Origin of the sequence: Burkholderia sp. GbtcB21 (assembly GCF_019091065.1) — a bacterium.
Classification (GTDB): domain Bacteria; phylum Pseudomonadota; class Gammaproteobacteria; order Burkholderiales; family Burkholderiaceae; genus Burkholderia; species Burkholderia pyrrocinia_C.
The window spans coordinates 170,062-183,426 of sequence record NZ_JAGXKA010000011.1; the positions used below are offsets into that span (position 1 = coordinate 170,062).

The window sequence follows — 13,365 nt, forward strand, 5'->3', positions numbered from 1 at the left end:
GGTTCACGGCCGCTTCGCACCACCATGAGACTCAAGGCAAAGATCTTCCTTCTGGCCATCGTGCCGTTCCTGCTCGCGATCGCCGGCATCGGCTTCGGCGTGCGCCAGCAGGCGACCTCGCTCGCGCGCACGCAGCACGCAACGATCCAGGCCGCATACCTGTCGAGCAAGGAAGTCGAGCTGAAGCACTACGTCGAGCTCGCGACGAGCGCGATCATGCCGCTCTACGACGCGAGCGGCCGCAATGCGCGCGACGACGCGCTGCTGCGCACGCAGGCGCTCGCGATGCTGCAGAAGATGGATTTCGGGCCCGACGGCTATTTCTTCGTGTACGACCTGCACGGCAATTCGCTGATGCATCCGCGCGAGCCCGAGCGCGTCGGTCACAACTTCTGGTCGATGCGCGATCCGCAGGGCGCACTGACGATCCAGAAGCTGATCGGCGCGGCGTCGCACGGCGGCGGCTACGTGCGCTACGCATGGCAGCGGCCGTCGACGGGCCGCGTCGCGCCGAAGCTCGGCTACGTCGTCGCGCTCGAACGCTGGGGCTGGATGGTCGGCACGGGTATCTATCTCGACGACGTCGACACCGCGCTGCAGCGCATCGACGCGCGCGCGTCCGCCAATATCGAGCGCACGATGAGCTGGCTCACCGCGATCGCGCTCACCGGCGCGGCGGCGATCGCCGTGTGCGCGCTGGTGCTGAACGTCAGCGAGTCGCGCAGCGCCGACGCGAAGCTCAAGCTGCTCGCGCAGCGCGTCGTCGAATCGCAGGAGCAGGAGCGCGCACGACTGTCGCGCGAACTGCACGACGGGATCAGCCAGATGATGGTGTCCGCGAAGCTGATGCTCGAATCCGCGCTCGCGCGCTTCGAACGCGGCACGTCGCGCGTGCCCGAGGCCGAGCAGGCGCTCGTGTCGGGCGTCGGGCGGCTCGGCGATACGCTGCGCGAAGTGCGGCGCATCTCGCATGCGCTGCGTCCGTCGATGCTCGACGATCTCGGTCTCGCGGCCGCGCTCGAGCAGCTGGTCCGCGAACTCGGCGCCGAAAGCGGCATCGACATCGGCTATACGCAGGTCGCGCACAGCGGCACGCGGCCGCTGCCCGAGGCCGTCAACACCGCGCTGTTCCGGATCGCACAGGAAGCGCTCAGCAACATCGTGCATCATGCGCAGGCGTCGCGCGCGGCCGTCACGCTCGACGTCGGCGCCCAATCCGTCACGCTGACCATCGCCGACAACGGCTGCGGCTTCGACGCCGAACGCTCGCAGGCCGACGCGCGCCGCGGCATCGGCCTGCGCAACATGCGCGAGCGCCTCGACGCGCTCGGCGGCATGCTGACGATCACGTCGCAGGTCGGCCACACGATCGTCGCCGCGCGCGTGCCGCTGCGCAGCGCCGCGTGACGACGCGCCCCATAACAGGAGACCTTTCACGCATGAGCGCCCCCGACACCGCCCGGCCCGCCGCCCGACTGCTGCTCGTCGACGATCACCCGCTCGTGCGCGACGGCTTGCGGATGCGGCTCGAAGCGGCCGACCTGTCCGTGGTCGGCGAGGCCGGCAACGCCGACGAGGCGCTCGCGCTCGCCGCGTCGCTCGAACCCGATCTCGCGCTGATGGACGTCGGCATGAACGGGATGAACGGCATCACGCTCGCGGGCGTGTTCCACGAGCGCTTTCCCGGCATCCGCGTGCTGATGCTGTCGATGCACGACAACCTCGAATACGTGACGCAGGCCGTGCGTGCCGGCGCGAGCGGCTACCTGCTGAAGGATTCGCCCGCGAGCGAGATCGTCCGCGCGATCGGCGCGGTGCTGGCCGGGCAGACGTTCTTCAGCGAAGGGCTCGCCGCGCGGATGATCCACGCGAGCGCGACCGCGTCGCCGCTCGATCGCCTGACGCCGCGCGAACGCGACATTCTCGATGCGCTGGCCGAGGGACTGTCGAGCAAGCAGATCGCGCAGCAGACGGGGCTGTCGGTGCGCACGGTCGAAACGCACCGGCTCAATCTGAAGCGCAAGCTCGAGATCGAAGGGCAGGCCGAGCTGATCAAGTTCGCGGTCGAGCATCGGCGGCGGTAGGGTAGCGCGACACCGCGATCCGCAACGAAAAAGGGCGCCCGAGGGCGCCCTTCATGCATCCGGACCGCGAGCCGCGCAGCGGCCGTCAGTTCGTCCGCGAATTGTGCTTCTGCAGATACGCGATCAGCCCGTCGATCCCGCCCGACGCGAGCTGGCTCTTGAACTGGCCCTGGTAGACCTGGATCAGCCACGCGCCCGACATGTCGATGTCGTAGATCTTCCAGTCGTTGCCGACCTTGCCGAGCCGATAGCCGACCGACTGGCTGTCGCCCGGCGTCGTCACCGTCGACTGCACGAGCGCGTCGGCGCCCGACGCGCCGCCGGCCTTGAACGAGAACTTCGCGTCCTGGCTGCCGAGCTGCGCGAGCGACGCAGCGTAGGTGCGCGTCATCAGCAGCCTGAACTGCTTGTACAGCTCCTGCTGCTGTTGCGGCGTCGCCTGCTTCCATGCGTCGCCGACGGCGATGCGGGTCGTGCGCTCGAAGTTGGTCGCGGGCAGGAAGCGCTGCTCGACGACCTGCGTGACCTTCGCCATGTCGCCGCCGCGTGCGGCCGGATCGGCCTTCATCGCGGTAACGGTGCCCTCGACCGCATTGCGGACGATATCGACCGGCGCGCTCTGCGCGAAAGCGGAAACCGACACGGCGGCGGCCGCGACGAAAGCAAACAGATGACGTTTCATACGATTATTCGCACTCGATGGGAAAAAACGACCGGCTCTTTGCATCGGCCGGTGCAGCAAAGTATACCGGGCCTGACGCCCGGCTGCCGCGCCGTGACCGACTGTTACCTTTCAGCGGCATTTGTCACAGGCACGGGCAACAGGCGGCGCAGCACCGATTATGTAAATGCCTACCGACAAACCGGCCGGCCGCCCGCGCCGATTCCGCCGCCGCGAACAAATCTCCTTCCCGCCCCGAAACCCGCAACGTCACGTCAGTCGCCACGCCGCGCCGGTATACTTGGCTACTTTGCCCTTGCCAGCCGCTCCCCACCGCCACATGGTGACAAATCTCATCGTCCGACTCGTTGCGTGGTCGGTGCGCCGTCCCGTCTGGGTCGTCGTCCTGTCGCTCGTCATCGCTGCCCTCAGCGGTGTCTACGTCGCGCAGCATTTCAAGATCAATACCGACATCAGCAAGCTCGTCGATGCGGAACCGCAATGGGCTGCGCTCGGCCAGGCCGTCGATAAAGCGTTCCCGCAACGCAACGGCACGATCCTCGCGGTCGTCGAAGCGCCCGCGCCCGAATTCGCGAATGCCGCCGCGCATGCGCTGACCGAAGCGCTGCAGAAGCAGGCCGAAGCCGGCCGCATCGGCCAGGTCGCCGAGCCCGGCGGCGGGCCGTTCTTCGAGCATAACGGGCTGCTGTTCCTGTCGCCGCAGGAAGTCTCCGATACGACGTCGCAGCTCGCGAGCGCGCGCCCGCTCGTCAACGAACTCGCGAAGAACCCGAGCCTCACCGGGCTCGCGACGACGCTGGCCACCACGCTCGGCCAGCCGCTCCTGACCGGCCAGGTGAAACTGCCGGCGATGGCGAAGCTGCTCGCGCGCAGCGCCGCGACGGTCGACGACGTGCTGGCCGGCAAGCCGGCCGCGTTCTCGTGGCGCGCGCTGGTCGACAGCGATGCCGCGCGGCAGCCCGCGCGTGCATTCGTCACCGTGCAGCCCGTGGTCAACTACGGCGCGCTGAAGGCCGGCGCGGAAACCAGCCAGGTGATTCGCGAAGCTGCCCGTTCGCTCGACCTCGAAAAGCGCTACGGCGCGGCCGTGCGCCTGACCGGCGAACAGCCGCTCGCCGACGACGAATTCGCATCGGTCGAGGACGGCGCGGCGCTCAACGGCGTGCTCACGCTGCTCGCCGTGCTCGTCATCCTGTGGCTTGCGCTGCGCTCGAAGCGGATGATCGGCTCGGTGCTCGTCACGCTGTTCGTCGGCCTCGTCGTAACCGCCGCGCTCGGCCTCGCGATGGTCGGCTCGCTGAACATGATCTCGGTCGCGTTCATGGTGCTGTTCGTCGGCCTCGGCGTCGATTTCTCGATCCAGTACGGCGTGAAGTACCGCGAGGAACGCTTCCGCGACCAGCGCATCGATCACGCGCTGATCGGCGCCGCGCACTCGATGGGCATGCCGCTCGCGCTGGCCACGGCGGCCGTCGCGGCGAGCTTCTTCTCGTTCATCCCCACCGCCTATCGCGGCGTGTCCGAACTCGGCCTGATCGCGGGCGTCGGGATGTTCGTCGCACTGCTGACCACGCTCACGCTGCTGCCCGCGCTGCTGCGCCTGTTCGCGCCGCCGGGCGAATCGAAGACGCCGGGCTTCCCGTGGCTCGCGCCGGTCGACGATTTCCTCGATCGCCATCGCAAGCCGATCCTGATCGGCACGCTCGCGGTCGTGATCGGCGCGCTGCCGCTGCTCGCGTTCCTGCGCTTCGACTTCAACCCGCTGCACCTGAAGGATCCGAACAGCGAATCGATGGCGACGCTGCTCGCGCTGAAGGATTCGCCCGAAGCGGCCGTCAACGACGTCACGCTGCTCGCGCCGTCGCTCGCCGAAGCCGATGCGGCCGCGAAGCGTCTCGACGCGCTGCCCGAAGTCGGCCGCACCACCACGCTGTCGACCTTCATTCCCGCCGACCAGCCGGCCAAGCGCGCAGCGATCGCCGCGGCCGCGAGCGACCTGCTGCCTGCGCTGACGCAGCCGGCCGCGCCGCCCGCGACCGACGCGCAGCGCGTCGCCGCGCTCAAGCGCGTGTCGGATCTGCTCGGCTATGCGGCGGAAGATCACCCGGGCCCGGGCGCGGCCGCCGCGCAACACCTGTCCGCGTCGCTCGCGAAGCTTGCCGCCGCCGACAGCGCGACGCGCGACCGCGCCGAGCGCGCATTCTCCGATACGCTGCGCATCGCGCTGAACCAGCTCGCCGCGCTGCTGCAGCCGCAGGACATCACGCGCGAATCACTGCCGCCGCCGCTCGTGCGCGACTGGGTCGCGCCGGACGGCCACGCGCTCGTGCAGATCTCGCCGAAGGTGCCGAAGGGCGTCGACCCGAACGACGACACGATGCTGCGCCGTTTCGCGCAGACCGTGAAGGCCGCGGAACCGGGCGCGACCGGCGGGCCGATCTCGATCCTGCATTCGGCCGACACGATCATCAACGCGTTCCTGCATGCGGCGCTGTGGTCGATCATTTCGATCACGATCCTGCTGTGGGTCACGCTGCGCCGCTTCGGCGACGTGCTGCGCACGCTGGTGCCGCTGCTCGTGTCGGGTGTCGTGACGCTCGAGATGTGCGTCGTGCTCGGCATGTCGCTCAACTTCGCGAACATCATCGCGCTGCCGCTGATGCTCGGCGTCGGCGTCGCGTTCAAGGTGTATTTCGTGATGGCGTGGCGCGCGGGGCAGACGGGATTGCTGCACTCGAGCCTCACGCATGCGGTGCTGTTCAGCGCCGCGACGACGGCGACCGCATTCGGCAGCCTGTGGCTGTCGCACCACCCGGGCACGTCGAGCATGGGCAAGCTGCTCGCGCTGGCACTGACCTGCACGCTGATCGGCGCCGTGGTGTTCCAGCCCGTCCTGATGGGCAAACCGCGCGTCAAACGCGCCAAGAACCAATCGCAAGGAATCAATGAATAAGGTGCGAATCATCGCGGCGACCGTCGCCGCCAGCGCGATGCTGACCGGCTGCGCGACGGGACCGAACCGCAATCCCAACGACCCGTTCGAGCCGATGAACCGGACGATGTACAAGATCAACGACACCGTCGATTCCAACATCGCCGTGCCGATCGCGAAGGGTTACCAGAAGATCACGCCGACGCCCGTGCGCACCGCGATCAGCAACTTCTTCTCGAACCTCGGCGATCTCGGCAACATGGCGAACAACCTGCTGCAGTTGCGCATCACTGATGCGACGCAGGATCTGATGCGCGTGACGATGAACTCGCTGTTCGGCGTCGCCGGCCTGATCGACATCGCGACGCCGGCCGGGCTGCCGAAGCATCACCAGGATTTCGGCCTGACGCTCGCGCGCTGGGGCGTGCCGTCCGGCCCGTACCTCGTGCTGCCCGTGTTCGGGCCGAGCACGATCCGCGACGGCGTCGGCCGTGCGGTGGACGTGCGCTTCAACCTGCTCAACTACATCGAGCCGGCCGCGCGCAACCCGATGTACATCGCGCAGTTCATCAGCGCGCGTTCGGACCTGCTCGGCGCGACCGACCTGCTGAAGCAGGCCGCGCTCGATCCGTATTCGTTCGTGCGCGACGCGTACCTGCAGCAGCGCAAGTCGCTGACGTATCGCAGCCAGTCGTCGTCGGCCACACTGCCGAACTACAGCGAGCCGGGCGAATCGGGCGCCGTGCCGGCCGCGACGCCGGCCGTGCCGGGGCTGCCGAACTACGAGGATCCGGGCGCATCGGATGGCGCATCGGGCGCCGCGCCGAACAACGCGCCGGCCGCGCCGGGGTTGCCGCAGTACGACGATCCGGGTGCGGACAATGCGATGCCCGCGAGTGCACCTGCTGCGGCGCCGGCAGCGGCATCGTCGAGCTCCGCGACGACGCCGGCGCCGGCCGCCGACGTCACGCCGGCCGCGCCGGCAATGCCCGCAAGCAGTCCGGCCGCGCAGTAACGCTGCAACGGCGACCGCCGCAAAGACAAAGAGCGCTGCATCATGCAGCGCTCTTTTTTTGTTCGCTAAAAACGAGAGAGAGAAGGGAAAGAGAAATGCGGCGCGCGCCGCTCAGACGATCCGCATCGCACCCGCACGCTCGAATGCGTGCCGCGCCTGGATCAGCGTCGTGCGCGCCGCGCGCGCATCGCTCGCAACCTGCAGCAGCGGGCCGAGCTGCGACGGCTGCTTCAGCAACTCGCGCAGGATCGGCAGGATCGCCGTGCTGCCGTCGTCGCGCAGGCCGGCCGTCGCCGCGCGCGGCAGCGTGCGCCACGCCGGATCGACGATCGCGCGGCACACCGCGAACGGCACGCCGCGCGCAGCCGCGAAGGCCGCCGCGATATGCGACTCCATGTCGACGGCGAGCGCGCCCTTCGCATGGTGCAGCGACGCCTTTTCCTGTGCGCTGACGACCGGCGCGCCGACGGCCGCGATCGTGCCGCGCGTGACGCGCGCCCATACCGGCGTGTCGTGCAGCGCGGCGACAAGCCGCGCGCTCCAGCCCGCATCGGTCTCGACGCGGCCGAACGGCCCGTCGATCGCGTTCGCGATCACGAGCGCGCCGGGTTCCAGGTCGGGCGCAAGCCCGCCCGCCGTGCCGAAGCTCACGATGCCCGCGCAACCGTGCGCGGTCGCGTCGGCCAGCGCGCGCTCGAGCCGGTCGGCCCGCGCGGCGAACACGGCCTCTACGCCGTCGCCGCGCGCGATGCGTGCCTCGAACGCCATCCCCGTCACCGCGATGACGGGCAATGCGCCGTTGTGCCGTGATGCGCCCACGCGTTACATCCCGACCGTGACGCGCGTCGCGTTGTCGCGCTTCAGGTTGCGGTAGCGCGCGAGCGCCCACAGCGGGAAGAACTTGCGATAGCCGTGGTAGCGCAGGTAGAACACGCGCGGGAAGCCGGTCGCCGTGAAGCGCGTCTCGTCCCACAGACCCTCTTCGTTCTGCTCGGCGATCAGGTAGTCGACGCCGCGCGCAACGGCCGGGTTGTTCACCTCGCCGGCCGCCATCAGGCCGAGCAGCGCCCAGGCCGTCTGCGACGCCGTGCTCGGCGCCTGCTCGAAACCGCGGTAGTTCAGCTTGTAGCTGTCGCCATCCTCGCCCCAGCCGCCGTCCTTGTTCTGGATCGACAGCAGCCACTGCGCGCCGCGCTTCATGCGCGGATCTTCCGGCCCGAGGCCGGCCGCGTTCAGCGAGCACAGCGCGGTCCACGTGCCGTACACGTAGTTCATCCCCCAGCGGCCGTACCAGCTGCCGTCCGGCTCCTGCTCCTTCAGCATGTAGTCGAGCGCGCGGCGGGCCGGCTCGCTGTTCGCGGCCGTCTCGCCGAGCTGCGACAGCATCGACAGGCAGCGGCCCGACACGTCGGAGGTCGGCGGATCGAGCAGCGCGCCGTGATCGGAGAACGGGATGTTGTTCAGGTAGTACTGCGTGTTTTCCGGCTCGAACGCGCCCCAGCCGCCGTCGCTGCTCTGCATGCCGACGACCCATTCGCGTGCGCGCGCCATCGATTCGCGGTACGCGTCCGACTGCCTGAGCTTCTGCGCGCGGTCCATCGCCATCACGACCACGGCCGTATCGTCGACGTCCGGGTAGTGCGCGTTCGCATACTGGAACGCCCAGCCGCCGGGCCGCACGTTCGGGCGGCGCGAGATCCAGTCGCCGCGCACGTCGAGGATCTGCAGCGGACGCAGCCAGTCGAGGCCGCGCAGCACGGCTTCCTCGGCGCGCGCATCGCCGGTTTCGAGCAGCGCGTGCGCCGCGAGCGACGTGTCCCACACCGGCGACAGGCACGGCTGGCAATACGCTTCGTCCTCCTGCACGACGAGCAGCTTGTCGAGCGCCTTGCGCGCGATCGCGCGATTCGGATGATCCTCCGCGTAGCCGAGCACGTCGTACATCATCACTGCGTTGGCCATCGCCGGATAGATCGCGCCGAGGCCGTCCTCGCCGTTCAGGCGCTCGTCGACGAACGACACGGCCTGGCGGATCGCGCGTTCGCGCGTATAGCTCGGGAACAGGCCGTCGACCGCGCGCAGCGCATGGTCGACCACGCGGAAGAACGCGAACCAGCCGGCGCTCTGATGGCCCTGGCGCGGCAGCAGCCCGGCGTTGACGGGCGGATCGATGAACAGCTCGTCGATGCGCACGCCGCGCGGGTTCTTCGCGAGCGGGCGCTTCGCGTTCAGCACGAGCAGCGGCACGATCACGGTGCGCGCCCAGTACGACACCTTCGACAGGTGGAACGGGAACCACTGCGGCAGCAGCATGATCTCGACCGGCATCATCGGCACCGCGCGCCACGGAATCGCGCCGTACAGCGCGAGCTGGATGCGCGTGAACACGTTCGACATCTCGGCGCCGCCCATCGCGTGGATCGCCTTGCGCGCGCGCTGCATGTGCTCGGCGTTCTCGTCGTCGCCGATCACCTTCAGCGCGAAATACGCCTTCACGCTCGCGCTGATGTTCGGCGCGCCGTCGGTAAACAGCGGCCAGCCGCCGTCCGCCTGCTGGATGCGGCGCAGATACCGGCCGATCTTCTGTTCGAGCTCGAGGTTCGGCGTCTCGCCGAGATAGTGGACGAGCAGCACGTATTCGGCGGGAATCGTCGAATCGGCTTCGAGTTCGTAGACCCAGTGTCCGTCCGGGTTCTGCGCGGCCAGCAGCGCGTCGGTCGCACGCGCGACGGCCGCGTCGACGCCGGCCGGCGCAATGCCGGCGGACAGGGTAGCCATTTCGGTGAGATCGTTCATCGGTCCCTCTGTTATTGCGTCTGGAGCACGTCCGCGGCCAGTTGGCCGGAACGGATCGCGCCCTCGATCGTGGCGGGCAAGCCGGTGGCAATCCAGTCGCCCGTCAGCACAAGATTGGTCCAGCGCGTACGCACGGCCGGACGTTTCATTTCCTGCGACGGCACCGCCGCAAAGCCCGCGCGCGGCTCGACGACGAGCTGCCACGCGGGGATGGTTTCCGGGTTCGCGCCGGTCACGCGCGCGACGTCTTCCCAGATCCGCCGCGCGAGCGTGTCGTGCGGCATGTCGAGCCAGCGGCCCGCATCGCGGATCGTCGCCGCGAGCTGGCCGCCGCCGGCGCGCACCGCATCGACGACGCCGTTGACGACGGTCGTCTGCAGCGAGCTGCCGGCCGGCGGCTCGACCGCGAAATACGCGGTCACGACCGCGCTGAATGTATCCGGCGCGGTGAGTTCCGGTACGAGCGGCAGCGCGACCTCGGGCGGCACGGCCAGCACGACCGCGTCGCCCGGCGCGAGATCGACGCGCTCGCCGCCGATCACGGCCGCGTCGACCGCATTGCCGTGCGCGCCGAACTCGAACGCGTCGAGCCGCGAGTTCAGCCGGATCTGCGCGCCGCCGTGCTGCAGCATCCGCAGCGCCGGTTCGACGAATGCGCTGCCGAGCCCGTGGCGCGCGACGAGCGGACGGCAGCCGGGGCCGCCCGCGGCAAACGTGCTGCACAGCACTGCGCGCGCGAGCTCGGCACTCGCGTGGCGCGGCTCGACGTTCAGTATCCCGAGCCAATACGGCCGCAGCCAACGATCCCACAGCACGCCGTCGCATCGCATCGTCTGTGCGAGCGAGCGGCCCGTGCGCGCGAACGCGAGCGGTGCGAGCGCGAGGTAGTCGAGCGGTGTCGTGCCCGGCGCGCGCGACGCGGCATCGAACAGCCACGACGGCCAGCGCCCGTTGCCGAAGCGCAGCGTCCAGCGCTGCTGCGACGCGACGTCGACGACCGGGAATTCAGGCAGCGCGGGCCCGACCAGCTGATCGGCCGCGCCGATCGCGCGCAGGTAGCGCTGCGTGGCCGCCTGCCCCGCGAAGACCACATGCAGCCCGCTGTCGAGCGTCGTGTTCAGCGTCCCGTCGAACCACGATCGGCAGCGGCCGCCCGCATGCGCGTGCGCATCGTGCAGCACGATGTGCCGCCCTCGGCGTTGCAGCTCGACCGCGGCCGACAGGCCCGCGAGTCCGGCACCGATCACGTGGACGGTTCTGGGCATCGACTCGGTCGACTCAGAACAGCGCGTAGCGCGCGGCGATCATCAGCATGCGCGCTTTCGGCTTGCGCAGCGGCGCGCGCGGGGCGGCAAAGCCGCGTGCGATCGCGGCTTCGAGAATGCAGCGATACGCGCCCGACATGATGCGCGGCGCCTTCACCTGCGCACGCGGGCAGGTATCCATCACCGCGTCGGCCTGGCGGAAATGCTCGAGCGCGCGCTCGACGAGCGTCGCGCACACGCGCGGCAGCGCCGGATCGCGCACGATCGTCGCCGGATCGGCGATCGCGATGCCTTCGCGCGCAAGCAGCTCGCGCGGCAGGTAGCAGCGGTTGATCGCCGCGTCGTCGTCGATGTCGCGCAGGATGTTCGTCAGTTGCAGCGCGCGGCCGAGGTGGTGCGACAGCTCGATCCCTTCGGCTTCCGGCATCCCGAAAATCCTCACCGACAGCCGGCCGGCCGCGCTCGCCACGCGATCGCAAAAGAGGTCGAGCGTCGGCTCGTCGGGTGCGCAGATGTCTTCTACCGCGTCCATCGCCATCCCGTCGATCATCGCGTGGAAGTCGTCGCGCTGCAGGTTGAATGCGCGGATCTCGCGATCGAGCGCGGCCAGATGGCGCGGCGGGCGGCCCGCGAAGCACGCGTCGATGTCCGCGCGCCAGCGGTCGAGGCCCGCGGTGCGCTCGGCGCGCGGCAGGTCGCTGTCGGCGATATCGTCGACCGCGCGGCAGAACGCGTAGACCTGGAACATCGCATCGCGCTGCACGGCCGGCAGGATGCGCATCGCAAGATAGAAAGAGCTGCCCGATGTGACGGCAGCGGCGTCGGTTTCTTGTTCGTCCACGACGGAATTGGAAACGGCCAAGACAAGCTCCACGGAGACACCCACGCGGGGCGATTGAAGAAGCCATGCCCGGCTGGGATGGTCAGGGTGTCAAATGCGTGCGAGATATGCGAACGATCGACACAGACAGGCACAAATTACCGGCCGGAAGCCGGAATTGGGCGAAAGTATAGCAATCTTTGAAGTTTGATGGCGGACACGCGCCATGCCCGGCGGGGCGCCGGGAGCCGTTGGCGGGCCGGCGCGGCCGGCCTCGGCGGGAACGGGCACCACATGGCATCAGCGGGCATCAGCGGGCGCCGGCGGCCCGTCAGCCGTAAACGATATCGCGCTGCAGGTCGAGCGCAATGAGCCCCATTTCGCGGGTGAGCTGCAGCATCGAGCGGCGTTCGAGGCGCGAGCCCATGAAGCTCGTCACGCGACCGTCGGGCTCCACGGTGAACTGGAATACCGCGCCGCCCGTGCCGAACCACGCGCCCGGCACGTCGGGCGACTCCTGCCAGTCGATCTGCTCGAACACGCGCGCGATCCCCGCGCGCACCAGGTCGCCAGGGCCGATCGGCGGCGCGATGTCGCCCAGGTCGTCGAGCGAATAGGGGCCGGGTTTGTCCGGCTTCCGGTAGAAGAGATAGTCGACGTTCATGGGGCGCAATCGCGAGCAAAGCAACAAATTAGCGCGCTTCGGCTCAAATTCATATCGGATCCGGACGAAATGTGGCCTGCGCGAGACAAGAGGGACGGATCGCCGGTTACCGCGCAATCGTGCCATGCGTTCGCGCTTGGATACGCACGGGTTCGTCTAAGATGACAGCTTTCCCGAAAAAACACGAACACCATGGAGACGAACATAACCGCCCCCCAGCAGGCCGACCATCCCGTGTTCGTGCTCGTGCATGGCGCCTGGCACGGCGCGTGGTGCTACGCGCACGTCGCTACCGCGCTGGCCGCGCGCGGCTACCTGTCGATCGCGCGCGACCTGCCCGCGCACGGCATCAACGCCCGCTTCCCCGCGTCTTATCTCGAACGGCCGCTCGACAAGGACGCGTTCGGCGCCGAGCCGTCGCCGGTCGCGAACACGACGCTCGACGATTACGCGACGCAGGTGATGCAGGCCGTCGACGACGCGTATGCGCTCGGCCGCGGCAAGGTCGTGCTGGTCGGGCACAGCATGGGCGGCCTCGCGATCACGGCGGCCGCCGAGCGCGCGCCGGAAAAGATCGCGAAGATCGTCTATCTCGCGGCGTTCATGCCGGCCTCGGGCGTGCCGTGCCTCGACTACGTGCGCGCGCCCGAGAACAAGGGCGAGATGCTCGGCGCGCTGATGCTCGCGAGCCCGCGCGTCGCCGGTGCGCTGCGCATCGATCCGCGCAGCGGCGACGCCGCGTATCGCGACACGATGAAGCGCGCGCTGTACGACGACGCACCGCAGGCCGATTTCGAGGCCGTCGCGAACCTGATGACCTGCGACGTGCCGGCCGCGCCGTTCGCGACCGCGATCCCGACGACCGCCGTGCGCTGGGGCGCGATCGACCGTCACTACATCAAGTGCCTGCAGGATCGCGTGATCCTGCCCGCGCTGCAGCAGCGCTTCATCGACGAAGCCGACGCGTTCGCGCCCGGCAACCCGACCCACGTGCACCAGCTCGACAGCAGCCATTCGCCGTTCGTGTCGGAGGCGGCCGTGCTGGCCGGCGTGCTGGCCGACATCGCGAAAAGCTGAGCGCGGCACGCGCGGGGCGAAGCCGCTTCG

At 69.2% G+C, this 13,365-nt stretch carries 11 protein-coding genes; 5 read left to right on the forward strand and 6 right to left on the reverse strand.

Going from position 1 to position 13,365, the window contains the following annotated elements:
• Positions 1 to 24 precede the first annotated feature (24 nt).
• Complete coding sequence (locus tag KVT39_RS23730; protein ID WP_034181526.1) at positions 25 to 1,407, forward strand: cache domain-containing protein; 1,383 nt, start codon at positions 25 to 27, stop codon at positions 1,405 to 1,407.
• 32 nt (positions 1,408 to 1,439) lie between these two features.
• Positions 1,440 to 2,084 (forward strand): response regulator transcription factor, encoded by a 645-nt coding sequence (locus KVT39_RS23735; RefSeq protein WP_034181525.1) that lies wholly within the window; start codon positions 1,440 to 1,442, stop codon positions 2,082 to 2,084.
• 85 nt (positions 2,085 to 2,169) lie between these two features.
• Here KVT39_RS23735 and KVT39_RS23740 read toward each other — a convergent pair whose 3' ends face one another.
• Positions 2,170 to 2,766, reverse strand: coding sequence for a phospholipid-binding protein MlaC (locus tag KVT39_RS23740; RefSeq protein ID WP_034181524.1), 597 nt, complete (start codon positions 2,764 to 2,766; stop codon positions 2,170 to 2,172).
• A gap of 319 nt (positions 2,767 to 3,085) precedes the next feature.
• Between KVT39_RS23740 and KVT39_RS23745 the strand changes: the two genes are divergently transcribed.
• The gene (locus tag KVT39_RS23745; RefSeq protein WP_105391291.1) at positions 3,086 to 5,719 is read left to right on the forward strand and encodes an MMPL family transporter; all 2,634 of its coding nucleotides are present in this window, start codon (positions 3,086 to 3,088) and stop codon (positions 5,717 to 5,719) included.
• On the forward strand, positions 5,712 to 6,713 hold the full coding sequence (locus tag KVT39_RS23750) for a VacJ family lipoprotein (RefSeq protein WP_034181522.1): 1,002 nt from the start codon (positions 5,712 to 5,714) through the stop codon (positions 6,711 to 6,713). The genes KVT39_RS23745 and KVT39_RS23750 overlap by 8 nt, the downstream gene beginning before the upstream one ends.
• Before the next feature lie 111 nt (positions 6,714 to 6,824).
• On the opposite strand, the gene KVT39_RS23755 is transcribed toward KVT39_RS23750, so the two are convergent.
• The 5 genes from KVT39_RS23755 to KVT39_RS23775 all read right to left on the reverse strand — a co-directional run bounded on the left by KVT39_RS23755 (position 6,825) and on the right by KVT39_RS23775 (position 12,258).
• On the reverse strand, positions 6,825 to 7,532 hold the full coding sequence (locus KVT39_RS23755) for a phosphorylase (RefSeq protein WP_034181521.1): 708 nt from the start codon (positions 7,530 to 7,532) through the stop codon (positions 6,825 to 6,827).
• A gap of 3 nt (positions 7,533 to 7,535) precedes the next feature.
• On the reverse strand, positions 7,536 to 9,509 hold the full coding sequence (gene shc, locus KVT39_RS23760; RefSeq protein WP_034181520.1) for a squalene--hopene cyclase: 1,974 nt from the start codon (positions 9,507 to 9,509) through the stop codon (positions 7,536 to 7,538).
• Between the two features lie 11 nt (positions 9,510 to 9,520).
• A complete protein-coding gene (gene hpnE / locus KVT39_RS23765; RefSeq protein ID WP_175749665.1) occupies positions 9,521 to 10,774 on the reverse strand; it encodes a hydroxysqualene dehydroxylase HpnE in 1,254 nt (417 codons plus the stop codon).
• 13 nt (positions 10,775 to 10,787) lie between these two features.
• Entirely contained in the window at positions 10,788 to 11,636 is an 849-nt protein-coding gene (gene hpnD / locus KVT39_RS23770; protein ID WP_105391294.1) for a presqualene diphosphate synthase HpnD, read from the reverse strand.
• Between the two features lie 289 nt (positions 11,637 to 11,925).
• Positions 11,926 to 12,258 (reverse strand): hypothetical protein, encoded by a 333-nt coding sequence (locus KVT39_RS23775; RefSeq protein ID WP_034181517.1) that lies wholly within the window; start codon positions 12,256 to 12,258, stop codon positions 11,926 to 11,928.
• Between the two features lie 192 nt (positions 12,259 to 12,450).
• On the opposite strand from KVT39_RS23775, the gene KVT39_RS23780 reads away from it, so the two are divergent.
• A complete protein-coding gene (locus KVT39_RS23780; protein WP_217590333.1) occupies positions 12,451 to 13,335 on the forward strand; it encodes an alpha/beta fold hydrolase in 885 nt (294 codons plus the stop codon).
• The last annotated feature ends 30 nt before the right edge of the window (positions 13,336 to 13,365 follow it).

Bases quoted from the DNA above. Each gene is read 5' to 3' on its own strand.
- hpnE (WP_175749665.1), bottom strand. From the start codon at position 10,774: ATGCCCAGAACCGTCCACGTGATCGGTGCCGGACTCGCGGGCCTGTCG.
- KVT39_RS23740 (WP_034181524.1), bottom strand. From the start codon at position 2,766: ATGAAACGTCATCTGTTTGCTTTCGTCGCGGCCGCCGCCGTGTCGGTT.
- KVT39_RS23735 (WP_034181525.1), top strand. From the start codon at position 1,440: ATGAGCGCCCCCGACACCGCCCGGCCCGCCGCCCGACTGCTGCTCGTC.
- shc (WP_034181520.1), bottom strand. From the start codon at position 9,509: ATGAACGATCTCACCGAAATGGCTACCCTGTCCGCCGGCATTGCGCCG.
- KVT39_RS23730 (WP_034181526.1), top strand. From the start codon at position 25: ATGAGACTCAAGGCAAAGATCTTCCTTCTGGCCATCGTGCCGTTCCTG.
- KVT39_RS23745 (WP_105391291.1), top strand. From the start codon at position 3,086: ATGGTGACAAATCTCATCGTCCGACTCGTTGCGTGGTCGGTGCGCCGT.
- KVT39_RS23750 (WP_034181522.1), top strand. From the start codon at position 5,712: ATGAATAAGGTGCGAATCATCGCGGCGACCGTCGCCGCCAGCGCGATG.
- KVT39_RS23780 (WP_217590333.1), top strand. From the start codon at position 12,451: ATGGAGACGAACATAACCGCCCCCCAGCAGGCCGACCATCCCGTGTTC.
- KVT39_RS23775 (WP_034181517.1), bottom strand. From the start codon at position 12,258: ATGAACGTCGACTATCTCTTCTACCGGAAGCCGGACAAACCCGGCCCC.